At 39.8% G+C, this 22,279-nt stretch carries 16 protein-coding genes; 9 read left to right on the top strand and 7 right to left on the bottom strand.

Annotated elements, in window-relative coordinates; all coding sequences use genetic code 11:
• Window positions 1-2 precede the first annotated feature (2 nt).
• The 3 genes from F2A31_RS12970 to F2A31_RS12960 form a co-directional block, all read right to left on the bottom strand.
• Window positions 3-512, bottom strand: coding sequence for an LPS-assembly lipoprotein LptE (locus tag F2A31_RS12970; RefSeq protein WP_150026767.1), 510 nt, complete (start codon window positions 510-512; stop codon window positions 3-5).
• A 167-nt stretch (window positions 513-679) separates the two neighbouring features.
• Window positions 680-3,304 (bottom strand): leucine--tRNA ligase, encoded by a 2,625-nt coding sequence (gene leuS / locus F2A31_RS12965; RefSeq protein ID WP_150026765.1) that lies wholly within the window; start codon window positions 3,302-3,304, stop codon window positions 680-682.
• Window positions 3,305-3,446: 142 nt separating this feature from the next.
• Window positions 3,447-3,797, bottom strand: a complete 351-nt coding sequence (locus F2A31_RS12960; RefSeq protein WP_150026763.1) for a DUF4124 domain-containing protein — start codon at window positions 3,795-3,797, stop codon at window positions 3,447-3,449.
• A gap of 507 nt (window positions 3,798-4,304) precedes the next feature.
• Here F2A31_RS12960 and F2A31_RS12955 point away from each other — a divergent pair.
• The 4 genes from F2A31_RS12955 (at window position 4,305) to F2A31_RS12940 (ending at window position 10,182) form a co-directional block, all read left to right on the top strand.
• A complete protein-coding gene (locus tag F2A31_RS12955; protein WP_150026761.1) occupies window positions 4,305-6,029 on the top strand; it encodes an acetolactate synthase 3 large subunit in 1,725 nt (574 codons plus the stop codon).
• Entirely contained in the window at window positions 6,029-6,520 is a 492-nt protein-coding gene (ilvN, locus tag F2A31_RS12950) for an acetolactate synthase small subunit (protein WP_004637892.1), read from the top strand. The genes F2A31_RS12955 and ilvN overlap by 1 nt, the downstream gene beginning before the upstream one ends.
• Before the next feature lie 105 nt (window positions 6,521-6,625).
• Window positions 6,626-7,642, top strand: a complete 1,017-nt coding sequence (gene ilvC, locus F2A31_RS12945) for a ketol-acid reductoisomerase (protein ID WP_150026759.1) — start codon at window positions 6,626-6,628, stop codon at window positions 7,640-7,642.
• A gap of 476 nt (window positions 7,643-8,118) precedes the next feature.
• A complete protein-coding gene (locus tag F2A31_RS12940; protein WP_150026757.1) occupies window positions 8,119-10,182 on the top strand; it encodes a putative bifunctional diguanylate cyclase/phosphodiesterase in 2,064 nt (687 codons plus the stop codon).
• 61 nt (window positions 10,183-10,243) lie between these two features.
• On the opposite strand, the gene F2A31_RS12935 is transcribed toward F2A31_RS12940, so the two are convergent.
• From F2A31_RS12935 to F2A31_RS12915, 4 genes are all read right to left on the bottom strand, one after another.
• Complete coding sequence (locus tag F2A31_RS12935; protein ID WP_150026755.1) at window positions 10,244-11,389, bottom strand: alpha/beta fold hydrolase; 1,146 nt, start codon at window positions 11,387-11,389, stop codon at window positions 10,244-10,246.
• A 230-nt stretch (window positions 11,390-11,619) separates the two neighbouring features.
• The gene (locus tag F2A31_RS12930; RefSeq protein ID WP_150026753.1) at window positions 11,620-12,327 is read right to left on the bottom strand and encodes a hypothetical protein; all 708 of its coding nucleotides are present in this window, start codon (window positions 12,325-12,327) and stop codon (window positions 11,620-11,622) included.
• 294 nt (window positions 12,328-12,621) lie between these two features.
• Entirely contained in the window at window positions 12,622-14,133 is a 1,512-nt protein-coding gene (locus tag F2A31_RS12925) for a hypothetical protein (protein WP_150026751.1), read from the bottom strand.
• Window positions 14,134-14,313: 180 nt separating this feature from the next.
• Entirely contained in the window at window positions 14,314-14,700 is a 387-nt protein-coding gene (locus F2A31_RS12915) for a carboxymuconolactone decarboxylase family protein (RefSeq protein ID WP_150026747.1), read from the bottom strand.
• 258 nt (window positions 14,701-14,958) lie between these two features.
• Between F2A31_RS12915 and F2A31_RS12910 the strand changes: the two genes are divergently transcribed.
• The 5 genes from F2A31_RS12910 to acnA all read left to right on the top strand — a co-directional run bounded on the left by F2A31_RS12910 (window position 14,959) and on the right by acnA (window position 22,197).
• A complete protein-coding gene (locus tag F2A31_RS12910) occupies window positions 14,959-16,551 on the top strand; it encodes a peptide chain release factor 3 (RefSeq protein WP_150026745.1) in 1,593 nt (530 codons plus the stop codon).
• A 74-nt stretch (window positions 16,552-16,625) separates the two neighbouring features.
• Window positions 16,626-17,444, top strand: a complete 819-nt coding sequence (locus F2A31_RS12905) for a hypothetical protein (protein WP_150026743.1) — start codon at window positions 16,626-16,628, stop codon at window positions 17,442-17,444.
• A 105-nt stretch (window positions 17,445-17,549) separates the two neighbouring features.
• A complete protein-coding gene (locus F2A31_RS12900) occupies window positions 17,550-18,446 on the top strand; it encodes an RsiV family protein (protein WP_150026741.1) in 897 nt (298 codons plus the stop codon).
• Window positions 18,447-18,499: 53 nt separating this feature from the next.
• A complete protein-coding gene (locus tag F2A31_RS12895; RefSeq protein ID WP_150026739.1) occupies window positions 18,500-19,315 on the top strand; it encodes a TatD family hydrolase in 816 nt (271 codons plus the stop codon).
• Between the two features lie 125 nt (window positions 19,316-19,440).
• Window positions 19,441-22,197: an aconitate hydratase AcnA gene (gene acnA / locus F2A31_RS12890; protein WP_150026737.1), complete on the top strand. Its 2,757-nt coding sequence runs from the start codon at window positions 19,441-19,443 to the stop codon at window positions 22,195-22,197.
• Window positions 22,198-22,279: the final 82 nt, after the last annotated feature.

Genomic DNA, 22,279 nt, shown 5'->3' with positions numbered 1-22,279 from the left:
AACTAAGATTGAGCTTTAGGAAGACGGTTGGCGGCAATTTGACGTGTCACCTGCTGAGCAACATCATCAATCACAATTCGGTTCAAATAATCTTCTTGTTGGTTATCTGTATTGACTGTTGCGACATCATATTGATAGCTGCGAGATGCAGTTAAAGTACGTGGTTCAGTAATTTTGTTACCTTGGCGATCTTCGATTTGGAAAGTTACGGTTAAACGGAGGAGTACTTCCGTCAGTTTACCATTGAGGAGCTGGCGACGTGGTGTGTAATCAAGTACACGTAATACATAAGCATCATTAGAATTACTCAGTTGTACGCCTGTTGCTGTTAAATAAATGCTTAAACGATTTTCCAGTTCGTCGGTATTATCTGGCATGACCAAAGTCAGCTTGTTATAAACCAATGGTGTTGCTGCTGGGTTGTTACCTTTTAAATGAAAACCACAGCCGACTAAGCCAACACTTAGACCTAAAGTTAAAACAACTGCTGCAACACGTTGAACTAAATGCATGCTTTGTCCTTATGATATTCCAACAAATATGGAAGATTTAATCTTGATAAATTGACCACATTTTAGAATCAAAGCCCGTTGAATGACAGCGGGCTTTGATGAGGTTTTGTTTATTAACTTTAAATTTCTTTTTCCTCTCCTGAGTGGAGAGGGGCATAAGCAAGAAATTAAACCACCAAATTAACGAGTTTATTCGGTACAACGATTTCTTTTTTGGTTGGACCCGTCAAGAATTGTTGAACTTCTGGTAAAGCTTTTGCCAAAGCCAATAAGTCATCTTTTGAAATATCGACTGCGACATCTAATTTACCACGAAGTTTACCATTCACCTGTACAACAATCGTTTGTGTATTACGTGTTAATGCAGATTCATCTAATTGAGGGAATTCAACCGTGGTTAAATCCATTCCAAATTGAGTCAATAATGTTTGACTCAAATGTGGTGCAAATGGAGCAAGCAAGGTTAACAATGTGGTAATCGCTTCGCGTGCTACAGCAGCATCATTATCATCTTTTGCTTCAAACTTGTTAGTGGCATTCAGCAACTCCATCAACGCTGCAATCGCTGTATTGAACGCATGACGACGTTCGATGTCATCACCCACTTTTTGGATGGTTTCATGGGTTTTACGACGTAAATCTTGTGCATCTTTAGACAAGTTCGCAGGATCAATAGTCGTTGTTTGATTGCCTTTTTCAAGGAAGCCAGCCGCTAAACGCCATACACGTTTCAAGAAACGGTTGGCACCTTCCACACCTGCATCAGACCATTCTAATGATTGATCTGGTGGTGCTGCGAACATCATGAAGACACGTGCAGTATCTGCACCATACTGGTCAATAATTGCTTGTGGGTCAATCCCGTTGTTTTTCGACTTTGACATTTTCTCTTGTCCGCCGATCACAACTTCTTGACCATCACCCGTATATTTCGCAGAAAGGATGCGACCTTTCTCATCACGTTCTAATTCAATGTCCGCAGGGTTAAACCAAGTCTTCTTACCATTCTCAGCTTCACGATAGAAAGTATCTGCAAGCACCATGCCTTGAGTAAGCAAGTTGGTAAATGGTTCATTACCTTGTACAACACCCTCGTCACGCATTAATTTGTGGAAGAAACGAGCATAAAGTAAGTGAAGAATTGCGTGTTCAACACCACCGATATACTGGTTTACAGGAAGCCAGTTTTGAGCTGCTTCAGGTTTTACCATACCGCCAGTAAAGTCTGGAGATGCATAGCGAGCATAGTACCAAGATGATTCTACGAAGGTATCTAAAGTATCGGTTTCACGACGTGCATCGCCACCACAGTTAGGACACTTAGTTTCATAGAATTCAGGCATCTTGTTCAATGGATTGCCAGAACCATCTGGCACCACATCTATTGGCAACACCACTGGTAATTGATCTTCTGGCACGGGCACCTGACCACAAGTATTACAGTTGATCATCGGAATTGGACAACCCCAGTAACGTTGACGAGATACACCCCAGTCACGTAAACGGAATTGAACTTTAGCATTTGCTAAACCTTGTGGTTCTAATTTTGTAAGGAAAGCATCAAAAGCGGCTTGGAAAGTCAAACCATCAAATTCGCCAGAATTAACCAATTTACCTTCTTTAGAACCGTACCATTCCTGCCATTCTGTTGCTGAGTATTCAGCGTCATCAGCGCCTTTGGCATCAATCACTTGTTTGATTGGCAAATTGAACTTATTGGCAAATTCGAAGTCACGCTCGTCATGTGCTGGAACAGCCATCACCGCACCAGAACCATATGACATCAATACATAATTCGCAATCCAAACTGGTAGGTCTTCACCGGTTACAGGATGCTTAACAAATAAGCCTGTTGCCATGCCTTTCTTTTCAGCAGTGGCTAAATCAGCCTCAGCAACCGAACCCATGCGACATTCTTCAATGAATGCAGCAAGTTCAGGGTTGTTTTCAGCAGCTTTCAACGCCATAGGGTGTTCAGCTGCAACTGCAACATAGGTCGCACCCATTAAGGTATCACCACGAGTGGTATATACGGTTAAACCATCAGCGTAAATTTCAGTATTGCTCGATGGGAAAGTAATTTCCATGCCTGTAGAGCGACCAATCCAGTTACGTTGCATAGTCAATACTTGTTGTGGCCAACCGTCTTGTAACGTATCTAAATCGTCTAATAACTCTTGTGCATAGTCCGTGATGCGGAAGTAATACATTGGAATATCGCGTTTTTCTACCAATGCACCAGAACGCCAACCACGTCCATTTTCAACTTGTTCATTGGCTAAAACGGTTTGGTCAACTGGATCCCAGTTTACGGTTGAGAGCTTACGATAGATCAAACCTTTTTTATAAAGCTGGACAAATAGCCATTGTTCCCAGTGATAGTATTCTGGTGTACAGGTTGCAAATTCACGATCCCAGTCTACAGACAAACCCAATTTTTTTAATTGGTCACGCATATATGCGATATTTTCAAATGTCCATTTTGCTGGTGCAACTTGGTGAGCTATGGCTGCATTTTCAGCAGGTAAACCAAACGCATCCCAACCCATTGGTTGTAATACCGTTTCACCTTTTAAACGATAAAAACGGCTGATCACGTCACCAATCGTGTAGTTACGCACATGCCCCATATGCAGCTTGCCACTCGGATAAGGGAACATCGACAGGATATAGCGATGTTTGCCCTCTACAGTGTCTGCAACTTTAAAAACTTTGCGATTGTCCCAGTCTTGTTGAACTTGAGGCTCAATGGCACTTGCTTGATATTCGGAGTCAATGTGAGAAGTCGTCATAGGGATATGCGATACAACAAAAATTAAAGTTAAGATTGCCGCACAGCATAGCGCAAAATAGGGGGGAATGTCAGTTTTTAGCGGTGTTTTTATTCGATATAAATGAGGAGAATGTCTTGGACACTCTCCATAAACTTTTCAGTTATTGATCTGCTGGCGCTTCTACTATTTCTGTATTTTGAGGTTGGAGTGTTTCATCTTTGTGCATATTGTCTGGTTGAGGGGGATTTGTAGGCGATGAAGTGTTGTGTTGAGGTGTTTTTTGCTCATCTGGTGTTGGTGTATTGGTCTTATTTTGGTTGCTATTTACCCCATATGTTGAAACTTTATCTAAAAGTTTTGTTCCTTTGGGCGGTGGAGTCCGAGTGTAATGGGTTGACCCATTTGCATCGACCCATTTGTAATACTGCTGAGCATGTATTTGGCTCGAATAGAGTAGAACCAAACTGGTTAGTGCTATAAATGTGTTTGTTTTTAAATGAAATAATAACATTGCTGTTTTCCCCAAGATCATTTGGTTTGATCAGTTTCTTTATACTAAGAATAAATACTTTAACTGGAATTTAGACATATCAAAAGCGCAATAATTAAGATAAAGCTCATTTGAATGTGCTTGTATTTTTATGAATGATTAGTTTAAAAAAACATCAGCTAAAAAATATTATATAAAATCTTTTGCTTTATTCTTGACTTTGTGCAGGAAAGCAACAAAAATGCTTGCTTTAGTTTTATATGTGTTTATTTGATCACCCTTCGAATAAATATCATGGCTTGCAATGGACATTCTTTCTAGCCGAGAGGATGATTTTTTGAAATATGTTTATCCCAACATGTTTTGATTCGAGATGTAATAACAGCTTATACGGCTGATGAGTCAGAAAATTTTTCCTATTGCAGCAAAAACGAGTAGAATATGCACACTTATAAAAAGTGCATAAATTAATGAATGAAACACAGTTTATGTCTTCCATAAATTGTGCAAACACTAGGGTGAATCACGTTGGAACTTTTATCTGGTGGTGAAATGCTCGTTCGTGCCCTTGCGGACGAAGGCGTAGAGCATGTTTTTGGTTATCCAGGCGGCGCAGTTTTACATATCTATGACGCGCTATTTCAACAAGACAAAATCAATCATTACCTCGTACGTCATGAACAAGCAGCTGGTCACATGGCTGATGCTTACTCACGCGTAACAGGCAAGACGGGTGTTGTACTTGTGACTTCAGGTCCGGGTGCAACCAACACGGTCACACCAATTGCAACTGCTTATATGGACTCAATCCCGATGGTGATTTTGTCTGGTCAGGTTGCGAGTCATTTAATTGGTGAAGATGCATTCCAAGAAACTGATATGGTGGGTATTTCTCGCCCAATCGTAAAGCACAGTTTCCAAGTGCGTCACGCTAGCGAAATTCCTGCAATTATTAAGAAAGCATTCTATATCGCGTCTTCTGGCCGTCCAGGTCCAGTTGTAGTTGATATTCCAAAAGATGCGACTAATCCAGCAGAAAAATTTGCTTATGAATACCCAGAAAAAGTGAAAATGCGCTCTTATCAGCCACCTTCACGAGGTCATTCAGGTCAAATTCGCAAAGCGATTGATGAATTGATTTCTGCAAAGCGTCCAATCATCTATACAGGTGGTGGTGTTGTGCAAGGAAATGCTTCTGGTCTATTGACTGAGCTTGCACATTTATTGGGTTACCCTGTAACCAATACCTTGATGGGCTTAGGTGCTTTCCCAGGTAATGATCCACAATTTGTGGGTATGTTGGGAATGCATGGTACATACGAAGCCAATATGGCAATGCATAATGCCGATGTGATTTTAGCAATTGGTGCACGTTTTGATGACCGTGTGACCAATAATCCTGCAAAATTCTGTACCAATGCAAAAGTCATTCATATCGATGTTGACCCTGCAACGATTTCGAAGACGATTATGGCACACATCCCAATTGTGGGTGCTGTTGAGCCAGTTCTTCAAGAGATGTTGGTGCAATTGAAACAAATGAACGTATCTAAGCCAAACCCTGAAGCGATTGCGGCATGGTGGTCTCAAATTAATGAGTGGCGTAAAGTTCATGGCTTGCGTTATGAAGAAGGTCAAAACGGTGTAATGAAACCTCAGCAAGTGGTTGAGGCATTAGATCGTGTGACCAATGGTGATGCAATTATCACTTCTGACGTAGGTCAACATCAAATGTTTGGTGCTAACTACTATAAATATAAGCGTCCACGTCAATGGATCAACTCCGGTGGTCTTGGAACTATGGGTGTGGGTTTACCTTATGCCATGGCAGCAAAGCTTGCATTCCCTGACCAACAAGTGGTTTGTATCACTGGTGAAGCATCGATTCAGATGTGTATCCAAGAATTATCAACATGTAAGCAGTATGGCTTAAATGTGAAAATTCTATGCTTAAACAACCAAGCTTTGGGTATGGTTAAGCAGTGGCAAGATATGAACTATGAAGGACGTCATTCAAGTTCTTATGTGGATTCATTACCTGACTTTGCCAAGCTTATGGAAGCTTATGGTCATGTAGGCATCCAGATTAACCATGCAGATGAGTTGGAGTCTAAGCTTGCTGAAGCGATGGCGATCAATGACAAGTGTGTATTCATTAATGTCATGGTTGATCGTACAGAGCATGTTTACCCAATGTTAGTTGCCGGTCAATCAATGAAGGATATGTGGTTAGGTAAAGGGGAGCGTACGTAATGAGACATATTATTTCTGTACTCGTTGAAAACGAGGCTGGTGCGCTTTCTCGTCTTGTTGGTTTGTTTAGTCAACGTGGCTATAACATTGAAACCTTAAACGTTGCGCCAACCGAAGATGAAACCTTATCTCGTCTGACTTTAACTACCTATGGTGATGATCATAAAATTGAGCAAATCACCAAACAACTCAACAAATTAGTTGAAGTTGTAAAAGTGGTTGATTTGTCTGAAGGGGCACACATCGAACGCGAATTGATGTTAATCAAAGTGAAAGCTTTGGGTGCAGCGCGTGCTGAAATCAAACGTACTGCGGATATCTTCCGTGCTCAAATTGTTGATGTAACACCGACCACTTATACAATTCAAATCGCGGGTACAACGGACAAGATTGATGGTTTTATTGATGCATTGGCTGAAAATACCATCCTAGAGGTTGTACGCTCTGGTGTTTCAGGCATCGCGCGTGGCGAAAAAGTTCTAACAATTTAGTATATATTTCTCCCAATTTTGGTTGAAGCAATGCCAAAATTGGGGGCGACCAAATCTGGCCTTGTATAACAAGGGAAATGACAAAAATTTTAGCGGAGAAAACAGATGCAAATTTTTTACGATAAAGACTGTGACTTATCAATCATCCAAGGCAAAAAAGTTGCCATCATTGGTTATGGTTCACAAGGTCACGCTCATGCGCTTAACTTGAAAGACTCTGGTGTGGACGTAACTGTAGGTTTACGTGCTGGTTCAGCATCTTGGAAAAAAGCTGAAAACTCAGGTCTTAAAGTATCTGAAGTGCCTGCAGCTGTTGCTCAAGCTGACTTAGTCATGATTTTGACTCCAGATGAGTTTCAAGCTCAACTTTATCGTGATGTGATTGAGCCAAACATCAAAGAAGGTGCGACTTTAGCATTTGCGCATGGTTTCTCTGTTCTTTATAACCAAGTTGTTCCACGTAAAGATTTAGATGTAATCATGGTTGCTCCAAAAGCGCCTGGTCACACTGTACGTTCAGAATTCCAACGTGGTTCAGGTGTTCCTGACCTTATCGCGATTCATCAAGATGCTTCTGGTAATGCACGTAACGTTGCACTTTCTTACGCTTCTGGTGTAGGTGGTGGTCGTACTGGTATCATCGAAACTTCTTTCCGTGAAGAAACTGAAACTGACTTATTCGGTGAGCAAGCCGTTCTTTGTGGTGGTGCTGTTGAATTGGTTAAAATGGGCTTCGAAACTTTAGTTGAAGCTGGTTATTCACCAGAAATGGCTTACTTCGAATGCTTACATGAGCTTAAATTGATCGTTGACTTGATGTTCGAAGGCGGTATCGCTGACATGAACTATTCAGTATCTAACAATGCTGAATATGGTGAATACGTAACTGGCGTTGAAGTAATCAACGAACAGTCACGTGAAGCAATGCGTAATGCATTGAAGCGTATCCAATCTGGTGAATATGCGAAAATGTTCATCCAAGAGGGTGCCTTAAACTACCCATCTATGACTGCTCGCCGTCGTCAAAATGCAGCACACGGTATCGAAGTGACTGGTGCTAAATTACGTGCGATGATGCCTTGGATTCAAGCAAATAAAATCGTTGATAAAGAGAAGAACTAATTTCTCGAATCAATTGATTTGAATGCGAAGACCCACTCTATTTGAGTGGGTTTTTTATGTTTATTGTTACGTGCCTCAAAAAAGATGAAAGCAGTGCTTTCAGCTTTTTTCGTACCTTGGACTCAAGTAAACAAAATCGTTGATTAAGACAAAAAAGCTTGCATAGTTCTGGGGAATTGTGCAATTTAAATAGATTGCAATAAGGAAGAGAGCGATTAAGAATTTAGTATAGATGAGTCTGTTTGTAAAAATAGAATTGATGAAAGCGAATTTTCATTGGGGTGAAATAATTCTATGTTTATATTCTATTGATTTATAAAGTGAAAAAGACTTGACCTTATGCTAGATGATGTTATTGTTACAAAAAGTTTATGAATTGTATTTCATTGCTTTTTGGGGTGTGAAGGATCGTTCTGGTTTTTGAGCATATTGCTCTGTAAATAAAAAAAAGTACTGAATAATCATGGAAGTCCTTTATGGTACACGTTGATTACGATAACACATTGGTCATCGTTTCCATTCTGGTTGCAGTTGTCACATGTTACGCTGCAGTTTCAATGGAAGAACTTGTTTTTAAAGCGGCTTATAAAAAGTTCGAAAAAAGCATTTTAATCGCAAGTGGTTTAATCTTGGGGTTAGCGATATGGTCAATGCATTTTGTGGGGATGCTGGCGAGTCATTTGCCAGAAGGTCATTATTTTGATATTGGATTGACAATATTGTCATATCTGATAGGTGCTGTTGCATCAATTTTTGCGGTATGGTTAACATCGAGACCAACTCTACCCGCAGCGCGTTTAATTCTGGGTGCTGTTTTTATGGGGTTAGGCATATCTGGTATGCACTATACTGGTATGATGGCACTGACAGTTGATTATCATCAAGTCTACTATGACCCTTTATTAGTTATTTGTTCTATTTTGATTGCGATCAGTGGTTCTGGTTTAAGCTTCTTTTTTATTTTCAAATACAAAGCGGCTATTCGTCATCGTGTCACTTTAAAAGCTATTGTTGCACTACTTATGGCATTAAGTATTGTCGGTATGCATTATACGGGTATGGCAGCAACTTTCTTTAATGAAAGTTTGATGAGTACTGCTTCGCCAGCACAAACTGAACAGAGTATTTTATTATTTACGATTATTTTTATTGCTAGTCTGGTCTTTGTTGCAGGCTTTGCAGTCGCAGTATTAGAGGCTCGTTTGGAACAACGAAATCAGCAGCTTATGCTGATTAATAAAGAGCTTGCGACACAATCATTGCATGACTCATTAACTAAACTTCCTAACCGCTTGTTTTTAACCGACTATGCTGAAGTTATTTTCCCTCTTCATCATTTACACAATCAAAAAGTCGCTTTTTTCTATATCGATTTGGATCGTTTTAAGTCAGTGAATGATGCATTTGGTCATCACATTGGTGATCAGCTCTTGATTCAAATGGCTCATCGTTTGAAATCGAAGCTGAATGCAAATCAGCGACTTTTCCGTATCGGAGGAGATGAATTTGTTTTAATCTCTGAAAATACGGAAAGTACTGAGGCAATGAAATTTGCAGATGAGATACTGCATCATATTCAAGAAACTTATTTGATTGCAGGTAAGGATATTAATATTTCAGCTAGCCTTGGAATTGCAATCTACCCAGAACATGGTCGTAATATTCAAGACCTTTTGATTAATGCAGATATCGCTATGCTGATTTCCAAAGATCAGGGGCGAAATACATATACGATGTTCAATGCTATGTCTGATCAGCAAGATGTTCGTAGTCAATCAAAATTGATTAATGATTTATATAAAGCAGTAGATGAGCAGCAATTTGTTCTATTTTATCAACCTAAATTTACAGCAAATTATGAGGTTTGTGGTGTTGAAGCTTTAATTCGCTGGGAGCATCCAAGTCTAGGGTTATTGACGCCACAGATGTTTATTGATGGTGCTGAAAAAACAGGATTGATTATTCCCATGGGGTATTGGGCATTAGAACAAGCATGTCAACAAATTCAAAAGTGGGAGCAAAATAATAGTCCTTTCTATCCGATAGCTGTAAATTTATCTGCACTACAGTTTGAAAATAAAAAGTTATTTAGCGTTCTGGAACAACTCATCGCACAATACCAGATCAAACCACATAATTTAATTTTAGAAATTACAGAATCAACAGCGATGCATCATATTGATTCCAGCATTCGAACTCTGGAGCGTTTACGCCAACTCGGTATTCGTATTGCGATTGATGATTTTGGAACAGGGTATTCGAGTTTTCTTTATTTAAAAGATTTACCTGTGGATGAACTTAAAATCGATCGTGGTTTTATTATTGATTTACAACCAAACTCAAAAGAAGAAGCAATTTTAGAAAGCATTATTCATCTTGCTACAAAATTAGGTTTAACTGTGACTGCAGAAGGGGTAGAGACTCAACAACAAGCAGATATTTTAACAAAATTAGGCTGTCATCAGTTGCAAGGTTATCTATTAGGTACACCTGTCAATATTGAAGCTTTAGTATTACATCATCAGCATAATTTCGCTTAGAGTTAAAGTCTTAATTAAGGTTGTCCCTTAGTTGAAGTTACAACCTCTCGCATGTTTTTGTTTAGTTAGAACGTTGAACTAACCATTGATGTATCACAGGCCAAACGGTTTGTGGTGCTTGATTACCTGATACTAATCCCATATGCCCACCAGCAACGATTCTGAATTGTTTATCTTTACTGCTAATCAAATCCATGAGTGGGCGAACAGCTTCAGCGGTCACGATGATATCGGTATCTCCACCAATTGCCAGTACTGAGCAATCAATATCTTTTAGGTCTGCAATTTGGTCTCCAAATTGGACTCGACCTGTTGATAATTCATTATCTATCCAGAAACGTATGATGATATCGCGCATGACCCCACCAGGATAGGCCAACATATTATCGACAAAAGAACTTGAGGTTGCATGATTAATGACAAACTGACGATCATTCAAATTCTTTAAAAGTTCCCAATAGTTTCTGATGTTTCCGATGGGATCAGTGAGTTTAAAACCAAGCGTATTTTGCCAACCATGAATATGAAATACACGGCTTGGAATTTGTCGAATACGAAAGTTGGTATTATTGCGAATCCATTTTGCAGGGATAGTAAGACGTTGATAAAACTTGCCCATATAACCTGATTTATGGGTGTTAATCGGAGATGCCAAGATCAGTAGATTTTGGATATTCTTGTCTTTGAATAGAGATGTGTAGCATAGAGAGAGTGCACCACCTAGGCTCCAACCATAAAGGGAAAGTTGTTGTTGACCACTATGTTCTCGAACCTTTTCAATAAAGTCCGGCATGAATACTTTTACATATGTACCGAGATTATATTTAGCTTGGCGTAAACTCGGGCTGCCCCAATCAATGAGATAGACATCAAAGCCTTGTGCGAGAAAATAACGAACCAGACTGCGGTGGGGAAATAAATCATAAATCAACATATTCGCAGCCAATGGAGGAACAATCACAAGAGGAATACGATGTTTAGGTGATTGATCCGAATGTGCAGTGTAGTGACGTAAGCTAATGATTTCACGTTGATAAATGATATCAAATGGTGTTTTCCCAGATAAAACCAGTTGATGTCCTCTTAAAATACGATCTGCTGCGTTTGTAAATACATGTTGTGTACGTTGACCTGTGCGACTGTTGAGTATTTTCTGTGCAGCTTGAGAACCAAGCAAATTACGTTTAACTTTTGACAATTGAGTCATTGGAACCTAAAACTCTAAGGTTGCGATGGAATAGCCGCATATTAGAAGAAAAAAGAAATTAGCTCAGTGACTCATCTGCTTAACTTATATTCCAAAATGATCAATTTAAGATATTTTGCAATAAAAAATAGTCTCTCTGAGCGTGGAATAAAGTTTTTAGGAGTAGATTTCTTTCATTGGTTATCTTGTCGTAATAACTGGGAGATCTGCTCCTAAGGCGATTTTATAAATCATGGAAGCATGGCTGAACGATATAAAACGAGTCCAATTGAGAAAAAATCACTCTGCTTGCTTCTTTGTAATTGTTTTCCATAGCTTGTATCAAGTTGAATACGATCCTTGCTCAGCATATAACGAAAACCTGTTTGGACGAATGATTCCTTGTGATCATTACCGTATAGCTCGGTCGTGAGTGTGAGTTGTGGAGTAACCAGTGTTTCGCTGCCGACTCCCCAAGTGAAAAAGTTCCGATGATCTTGTTTTTCATGTGACCAACCAAGGTTAGCATGCATAATAAAAGCATCATCCATAGTGGATAGGCTGACTGGAACAGAGGTATACCAAATCTGATCAGTCGAATCATTCACATTGAACTGACTGCCTGTGACTAAACCTATTCCCCAACTATTTGTTTCTAATGCTTTTAGTAATGTCTTTGCTTGTAGAACTGCATAATTCTGCGGGTCTGCTTGATCTGTATCCGTTCGTCCCGTACCCAAAGCAAGTTCGAAGTTAGAGCCAAAATTACAAGCTGGAATACTCCAGTACTCTCGATCATCGGCATGATTTTGCATCCATATTTCGAGTTGGCAGCTTTTTGCATCGACGACTGATGCATCATCTACATGCATTGGTCGCCCTGCAAAGAGCTGCATACTTATCGACAGTGCAGTGACACTGAGAACGAGTTTTAGTAATTGACTTTTTAATTTGAACATACACATCACTCCTATTGTTGGAGGGCGAAAGTGAGTGCTTGTTATCTCATTAAATCTTGGATAGATAAAACAGAGGTCTGAAAGATATAGATGACCTTACCTTGTATCCACAAGGAAAGGTCTTAAGAGAAGAGCTTTTTGTGGATACTAGACGAAAATAGATCGACTACAACTGTCGCTAGAACAAGTACTCACAATGAAGCCCCTTAAAATGAATTGCGCGGATTTTAGCAATCGATGACGCAAATTTACAAGTGAATTTTTCATGACGATCAATGTATATGTTTATCGATCTTAAAACTTTTCTCTAACCCAACCATATGCCGCAGCAAAGGGCAGCGCCGTTCTTGCTAAATAAGGAACATGCCATAGACCGCCATGATTAGCATTTTCCATAATCAGTTCAAATGGATGCTCCAATACTTTTTCTGGGTTGGTCGCACTTTCTGGATTATTTAAATCATGCACCCAAAGTGCAGCCATAATTGCATTGGTCGTTTCAGGGCTAAAGGTTTCGACTTTAAATAAATCTGCACCTGAAAAGGCGGCTTTTAAAATTGGATTTTTCACAACAGAATGAGTTGTTGTTGATGGTGCAATATTAATCACTGTTTTTTGACCACGTGCGCGTGCAGAGATTGCAAACCACTGTTGTAATCGTTTTGCGAGCGCGTAGTTTGGACCTTGCTCGATCACCATACAGTCAGAAATACCATACTGTTGACCGTTATCAGACTTGATGAATTGTTTCGAGTTAGGTTTAAAAAAGTTCGTCAGTGAGATGTTATGAATGGATTTTGTCAGAAGCTTTTCCAGCATGGGGCGTTGTGTAATCTTATCTTGAACCGATTGTACGACTGACTTAGGAATTGCATAAATATCAGTTGGCGTGAGCATAAACATGATACTGCTATCTGGCTTTTGCTGACTGACTTGCTCCATGATACTGATCATTGCGATCGAAACACGAACATGCTTTTCCCCATCTAAATAAGCAATGCCAGCCAAATCTAAAGTTTCAGTAAAAGTATTTAACCAGTTAGCAATTTCCGGTGTTTGGGTAAGTAAATTGGCACCAAGTTGCTGTTCATTCTTTGCTGTAGAGATTTGAGGTGCAATTAAAGTGGCATTACCTTTTTCAACGACTTTAGTGATTTTTTCCCAAATCGCTGGGTTTGGTAAATCAATTGCAACAATATTGGCACGCCATTTTGCTAACCAACTTAAAGGGCCAGCTTCTGAGCCTGCACCAAACAGCACCATGGTTCTTTTCGATAAATCAAACCATTCAGGATGTTGGTTGAGTAAGCGTAATGCCTTAGCATGGCTTGGTTCGATGATCTGTTGTTGTTCCCAGAGATCAATTTGTTTTAGAAGAGCATCACCTTGTAATTTTTTTCCATGATAAGGAATAAACCACGGTTCAATGGTTGGGCTACCTGTCCCTTTTATAATAAAACGCTCAAAAGGTTGGGATTTAATATTTGTCATGGCATGAGTTAAGGTATCACTCTGCTCTGCACGGTTGAAACTAAATGATGCTTTGGCTGCATCGAGTCCACTCTGAGCAATTCGTAAAGGATGATCGACAGATTCGATTCCTCTTTTGACTAATTCTTGAAAATAAACAGGGTAGTTTTTTCTCCAGTTTTTTTCGGCGATTAGTTTAGATACATAAGGTGAGTCAACACTTTGCAATGCTGATTTTAGGATTTGTTTTGCGGTTTGAGTTGTGCTGGGTACTTTTCTTCCTGGCGGTATGGGAAACTGTATGCCATCATGATTGGATTGTATTTTTTTGCTCAACTGAATACTCCATTATCTTCAAACTTAATTCAAAAGATCTCATTCATCATCTGTGCCATCTTAGTCATTCAATCGAGTAAAGAAGATGGCAAAAAGTGTATTAATGATCTGAAATTTTTATTTGATTGATATTGTAGGAAATTTAGTTAGAGTTTCAGCCTGTCTATCAGGACAATCAGTTTATGATTCTGATTGATATTCATTGATCACTTCAAGTGCAGCGCGGAATGCTTCTTGTGTTGCTGGTGCACCGCAATAAGGAAGGCTGTGGAGTAATACCTCCTGAATTTCTTCAATACTTGCACCGTTATTCAATGCACCACGAATATGACCTTTAAGTTCGGTTGGACTTTTTAGTGCTGTTAAAAAAGCAATCGTCACCAAAGAGCGATATTTACGTGGTAATACATCTTCACGTTGCCAAGTTGATCCCCAAGCATGTTCATTAATCCAATCTTGTAAGGGTTGAGTGAATGGTACAGTATTGTCTTGGGCACGTTTGACAAAGGATTCACCCATCACTTCAGTACGAACTTTTAAACCATTTTCATAATCTTGTTGTGACATGTTTTGACTCTTGCTCAGATGAGATAATTATTGAATTTATAGTAGCGAAATCATGAAAGAAGCTAAAGCGGCTTATCTAGATTGTTACATTTAAACATGTTCAGGCATCAGTGTGGATAACTCAGGACTTATCAACAATCAATAAATATATTCTGTAAATCTGCTACAATTGCGCCAATTTCGAATTCTCACTTTTTCAGTTAGTCCATATTAGAAAATGATATGTACTGAACTGCGTATATATTGAAGATTTTTCTCATGAGTTTTAAAGACGAATTGGCAGCACAGGTTGCCCAACGACGCACATTTGCGATCATTTCCCACCCCGATGCGGGTAAGACAACGATGACAGAAAAACTGTTGTTATGGGGGAAAGCAATTCAGGTTGCGGGTATGGTAAAAAGCCGTAAGTCTGATCGTGCAGCAACCTCAGACTGGATGGAAATGGAAAAAGAACGTGGAATCTCTATCACCACGTCGGTTATGCAATTCCCTTATAAAAAGCACACTATCAACTTATTGGATACACCGGGACATGAAGACTTCTCGGAAGATACCTATCGTACCTTGACGGCGGTTGACTCTGCTTTAATGGTGATCGATGGTGCAAAAGGTGTCGAAGAACGAACCATTAAATTGATGGACGTGTGTCGTATGCGTGACACACCGATTATCTCATTTGTGAACAAGATGGACCGTGAAATTCGCGAGCCATTAGAATTACTTGATGAAATCGAGAATGTCCTCAATATTCGTTGTGTACCGATCACATGGCCTTTAGGTATGGGACGTGACTTTGCAGGTGTATATAACCTGATTGAAGATAAATTTTATATGTATAAAGCTGGTTTTGGTTCAACCATTACCGATATAGAAGTTCGTGATGGTTATGATCATGCCGATATTCGTGAAAAAGTCGGTGAATTGGCTTGGGCATCTTTTGAAGAGTCGCTTGAGTTAGTTCAAATGGCGAATGAGCCACTTGATCGTGAATTGTTCTTACAAGGTAAACAAACACCTGTTTTGTTTGGTACAGCATTAGGTAACTTTGCGGTTGATCATGTATTGGATGCCTTTATCAATTGGGCACCAGAACCTAAAGCACATCCAACCCAAGAACGTACAGTCGATGCGAATGAGGAAGGATTCTCAGGCTTTGTCTTTAAGATTCAAGCGAATATGGACCCGAAACACCGTGACCGTATTGCGTTTATGCGTATTTGCTCTGGCAAATATGAAAAAGGCTTGAAAATGAATCACGTGCGTCTTGGTAAAGATGTACGTATTAGTGATGCATTAACTTTCCTCGCAGGTGAGCGCGAGCATCTAGAAGAAGCTTGGCCGGGGGATATTATTGGTTTACATAATCACGGTACCATCCAGATTGGTGATACCTTTACCAGTGGTGAAAAACTACATTTCACAGGGATTCCACACTTCGCACCAGAAATGTTCCGCCGTGTCCGCTTAAAAGATCCTTTGAAATCGAAGCAATTGCAAAAAGGTTTAAAAGAGTTATCTGAAGAAGGCGCGACGCAAGTGTTTATGCCGCAAATCAGTAACGATCTGATTGTGGGCGCTGTCGGTGTGTTACAGTTTGATGTGGTCGCTTATCGCTTAAAAGAAGAATATAAAGTGGATTGCATTTATGAGCCAGTCAGCGTACATACTGTGCGTTGGATTCATTGTGACGATGAAAAGATTCTTAATGAATTTAAGAAAAAAGCACATGATCAATTGTCAGTTGATGGCGGTGGTCATTTAACTTATCTTGCGCCGAGTCGTGTTAATTTACAGTTAATGCAAGAGCGTTGGCCTGATATCGAGTTCCGTAATACACGAGAACATTAAAAATATAAAAAACAGCTTCTATGATTAGAAGCTGTTTTTAATTGAAGATGCTAAAAATAAAGGGATGAGTGATCATGAATATTTTAAAACCACTTGCTACGATCAGTTTAATGATGGGAATAATGGCTTTAACCGCATGTGATCGTCCTGATAAAAACGAGGCAGATTCCACAACACAGCAGACATCTAAAGTAGAAAAAGCCGAGGTATTACCTTATTTAAATATCCAAGAAGCAAAAGCGAAATATGCTTTGCCTTTTTGTGAAAAGAAAAATTGTATTGATATTACGATTCAAACGGTCAACACCCAAGATCAATGGCTTAATTCGTGGATTGAGCAGCAACAGTCGAGTGTGATTCAACAACAAATTGAATTAAAACAAAATATGAGCTTGCAACAAGCGATTAATGCATATGTGAAAAAGTCTGATGAGTGGCAGGATAAATATTCGCAAAATAAAGCCTATGAGTTACAGATGAGTACCCGTATAGCCTCACAACGTAACCAATATGTGTTGCTGCAGATTGGGGTAGACAGTAAACAGGAAGATGTTTTGGTGAAGGATCGTTACTATTTTTTTGTTGCTGATCGGAAGTTGCAGAAATCTATAACGGTATTGGACGTGATTCAAAAGGATCAACAAACAGCGATGCATAATTTAATTCAGGCACATTATCAAACATGGCGTGAACAGCAGTCTGCTGAAGTCAATAAACAGCTTCCGAAAACTTTATATTGGGGGCAAGCAGACTGGTTTTTTGATGGTGAAGGGATTGGTCTTCATTATCGTGCTAATGAGATTAGTAAAGATGCACCACAACTGGATATTTATTTTTCGACTGAACAAACGAAACAAATGCTACAACCTGAAATTTATCACAAAATGTTTTAAATTCTGGGCGGCTACGTATAGAAATTGCATGTATGCCTAGTAGTTTCAAATTAAGTTCGATAGCATTAAAAAATCTTCTGTCATAACAATGCTTATAGGTTCCAGATGAAAACATTTTATAAATATAGCGTTCTTGCCTGTGCAATGTTAGTTGCTGCTTGTCAACCAAAATCAGAGCCGAAAGAAGCACAGGAACAAACCAAAGATCCTGTTGTACAGCAGCAAACAGAAACAACTTTGCGTGGTGAAACGGTGAAAGTAGAGCTGACTTTGCCAGAATGTAAGGGAAATACTTGTCCAGAATTTGTTGTAGAGCGTTTGCAGAGTAATTTCCCATTTATTGATCAATTTTTAGATCAGCAGATCTTAGATCAGTTAAGTAAAATGTTAGATATTGTTGATATTGAAACGGCAGTATCTAGTGTACAAGCAGCTGAGCAGGAGCCTAAAATAACACCTCAAGTTCAACAGTATGCTAATGCTTTTATTAAAGTAGATGAGGAGTTAAAAGCATTGAGCGTTAATCATCAAATTAGTTTGATGGTGAAGCCTAAAATCTTACAAACAGAGGGGAGTTTAGCAACCGTTGTCCTCAATAGTAGTAGTTACATGGGGGGAGCACATGGATCCACTGCGCAACAATATTATAATTTTGATTTAGTGCAGCAAAAGCAGGTGCAGTTAAAGGATTTATTGTTACCTAAGCAGCAAGCTACCTTGAAAAAGCTAACACATGATGCATTTAAAACATGGATTGTAGATGCCAAACTTGCAAATAATCCTGAGGAATATGAGCAAGCGTGGCCATTTCAAATGACAGAGAATTTCATGTTTGGAGAACAAGGATTAATTTTACAATATGGTGAATATGAAATAGGTCCTTATGCAGTCGGTTTACCGCGTCTGGTTATTCCATATGACCAGCTACAAGGTGTAATGAAGCCTGAGTATTTGCCGAAAGTGGATGCGCCAGCAGCTTCAACACCTGTGACCTCTTCTTGACCACTTGTATGGTAGATATATCGGAAAGTAATGAAAGGGATAGGTAACTCAATATGCAGCTATTTGATACCCATACCCATTTCGATGTTGCCGATTTTGATCAAGATCGGCAACAGTTGGCGGTGCAGGCAAAACAGGTCGGCGTGGAAGCGCTGATTTTAATCGGTTTTATTGAGTCCCGCTTTGATACATTGATTCAGACCCATCAACAATTACAAGGTTGGGATAATGTTCCCAAATCGTATCTTGCACCCGGTTTACATCCTTTTTATATTGAGCAACATCATGAGGCTCATCTACAACAGCTTGAGTGGATATTACAGCAACATGATTGTGTTGCGGTGGGAGAGATTGGTCTAGATACTTTTTTAAAACAGCATAAGCAGCCTGAATTATTTGCCAAACAACAATATTATTTTAACGCCCAGCTTGAACTGGCCAACCAATATAATAAGCCTGTGTTATTGCATATTCGCAAAGCACATGCTGAAAGTATCGCGATATTAAAAGCACAGAAATTTAAATTGGGTGGGATTGCACATGCCTTTAGTGGTGGGATTGAAGAAGCGAAGGCATTGGTAAAACTCGGATTTAAAATTGGGATCACAGGACAAATCACCAATCCAAACGCCAAGAAATTACATCAAGTGGTACAAGCAATTGGCGTTGAACATCTGGTGATTGAAACGGATTGTCCTGATATGACACCATTATGCTGCCAAACATCGACCGCATACCGCACACGTAATACCCCTGTTAATTTACCTTATGTTCTAGAGTATTTGGCTGCAATGCTTGAACAACCACAAGAAGTACTTGCCCAACAAATATGGCAAAACTCTTTGAGCACTTTGAATATAAAATTTTAGAATAATAAGAACATAATCTCAGCTTGAATAAGATACTAAAAGGGAACACATTGTTTCCTAAACAAGGGTACATTAAATAAAGCACTTCATAATAAACAAAGCGCCAATACTGGGAGGGTAACCTTATGGCCAGATATAGCAAAATTAATAGTTTCAATGCATTACAAACACTAACAGTCGGTTCTAAATCCTATCAAATCTATAGCTTAGCGCGAGCAGCTGAGCAACTCGGTAATATTGATAAGTTACCCAAGTCTTTAAAAGTTTTATTGGAAAATTTATTGCGCTTTGAAGATCAAAAAAGTGTAAAAGTTGAGGATATTCAAGCCTTAGTTGATTGGCAAAAAGACAAACGATCTGATCAAGAAATTCAATATCGCCCAGCACGTGTCCTGATGCAAGATTTTACAGGAGTACCTGCTGTCGTTGATTTAGCCGCCATGCGTGCTGCGATGGCCAAAGCAGGCGGTGATCCGAATCGGATTAATCCATTGTCACCTGTTGATTTGGTAATTGATCACTCGGTGATGGTCGATCATTTTGCCAATCAAAATGCATTTGATGTGAACGTGAGAATTGAGATGGAGCGCAATGGCGAGCGTTATCAATTTTTGCGTTGGGGGCAATCTGCTTTTGATAATTTTAGTGTTGTGCCACCTGGTACAGGCATTTGTCACCAAGTCAATTTGGAGTATCTTGCTCAAGCCGTCTGGTTAGGTGAAGATGATGGGCAGACGTTTGCATTTCCAGATACCTTAGTGGGTACAGATTCACACACCACCATGATCAATGGCTTAGGTGTTTTGGGTTGGGGTGTCGGTGGGATTGAGGCGGAAGCTGCAATGCTAGGACAGCCTGTATCGATGCTGATACCTGAAGTCGTTGGTTTCAAATTAACGGGCAGACTAAATGAGGGGATTACTGCGACAGATCTGGTCTTAACGATTACACAGATGCTTCGCCAAAAGGGTGTGGTCGGTAAGTTCGTTGAGTTCTATGGTGATGGTTTAGCTGATTTGCCGTTGGCTGATCGAGCGACGATTGCCAATATGGCACCTGAGTATGGTGCAACCTGTGGTTTCTTTCCTATCGATGAAGTCACATTGTCCTATTTGGCATTGACTGGGCGTCAACAACAACGAATTGATTTGGTCGAGGCATATAGTAAAGCTCAAGGTTTATGGCGAAATACAGGAGATGAACCCGTATTTACCGATACATTAAGTTTGGATATGAGTACAGTTCAGGCCAGTTTAGCTGGTCCAAAACGCCCACAAGACCGCGTGTTATTGGCGGATGTAGCAAAGACCTTTAATACGTTGATGGAGCTGACATTAAAACCTGCTGAAGATGTGAAAGAACAGCTAGAAAATGAAGGTGGTGGTGGTACGGCTGTTGCAGCTAACCAAGCGAACTTACCTCACGAAAGCCCTGCATGTACGATTGATGGACAAATCTATCCTTTGAATCATGGTGATGTGGTGATTTCAGCCATTACATCATGTACCAATACTTCAAATCCGAGTGTGATGTTAGCCGCAGGTTTATTGGCTAAGAAAGCAATTGAAAAAGGTCTACAGCGAAAACCTTGGGTGAAAAGTTCACTTGCACCAGGCTCAAAAGTCGTAACAGATTATCTTGCTGCGGCAGGTTTGACTCCTTATTTAGATCAATTGGGTTATAACCTTGTCGGCTATGGTTGTACCACTTGTATCGGAAATTCTGGACCTTTACCTGATCCAGTTGAAGAAGCAATTCAATGTCATGACTTAAATGTCGCTTCTGTACTGTCTGGCAATCGTAATTTTGAAGGGCGTGTTCATCCACTGGTGAAAACCAATTGGTTGGCATCACCGCCTTTGGTTGTTGCTTATGGTTTAGCGGGGAATATTCGTACGGATTTAACTTCTCAACCGATTGGGCAAGGGAAAGATGGACAGGATATTTATCTGAAAGACATTTGGCCGACGCAGGCTGAGATTGATCAGATGCTGCAAAAAGTAAATACAGAAATGTTCCATAAGGAATATGCGGCTGTTTTTGATGGTGATGAAACATGGCAGGCGATTCAAATCCCACAAAGTCAGACTTATACCTGGCAAGATGATTCAACCTACATTCGTCATCCGCCATTCTTTGATGAGATTGATCAACCACCAAGATCAATTGAGAATATCGAACAGGCACGTATTTTAGCGGTGTTAGGTGATTCTGTGACAACTGACCATATTTCTCCAGCGGGAAATATTAAGAAGGATAGTCCAGCGGGACGTTATTTGCAGGAGCAAGGTGTAGATCCAAAAGATTTCAACTCATATGGTTCTCGTCGTGGTAATCATGAAGTGATGATGCGAGGCACATTTGCCAATATTCGAATTAAAAATGAAATGTTAGGTGGTGAAGAGGGAGGAAACACCATTCATATTCCGAGTGGCGATAAGCTTTCGATTTACGATGCTTCGATGCGTTATCAGCAACAAAAAACGCCTTTAGTAATTATCGCTGGAAAAGAGTATGGAACAGGCTCTTCACGTGATTGGGCTGCGAAAGGAACAAATTTACTCGGTGTAAAAGCCGTTATCGCTGAAAGCTTTGAGCGAATTCATCGTTCGAATCTTGTTGGGATGGGGGTTTTACCTTTGCAATTTATCGATGAGCAGTCGCGTCAGTCTTTAAATTTAACTGGGCGAGAAATTCTCTCTATCCACGGTTTATCGGATGATATTCAACCGCATCAAACGTTGGATGTTAGTGTGCTTCGTGAAGATGGTCAGCAAGATCAATTTAAGGTCTTGTGCCGTATTGATACTTTAAATGAAGTGGAATATTTCAAAGCTGGTGGTATTTTGCATTACGTCTTACGAAATCTAATTGCAGCATAAAGCCAAAAGTATAGTTTTTAAAAAGATGAAAGCGGGTCTTTCATCTTTTTTATTTGAATGTTAGCTTTTCAGCGTTAATGTG

Source organism: Acinetobacter suaedae (assembly GCF_008630915.1).
In the GTDB taxonomy this organism is placed as follows: domain Bacteria; phylum Pseudomonadota; class Gammaproteobacteria; order Pseudomonadales; family Moraxellaceae; genus Acinetobacter; species Acinetobacter suaedae.
Note: the sequence above shows the minus strand (reverse complement) of the source record. Positions and strands in the feature narration are given on the sequence as shown.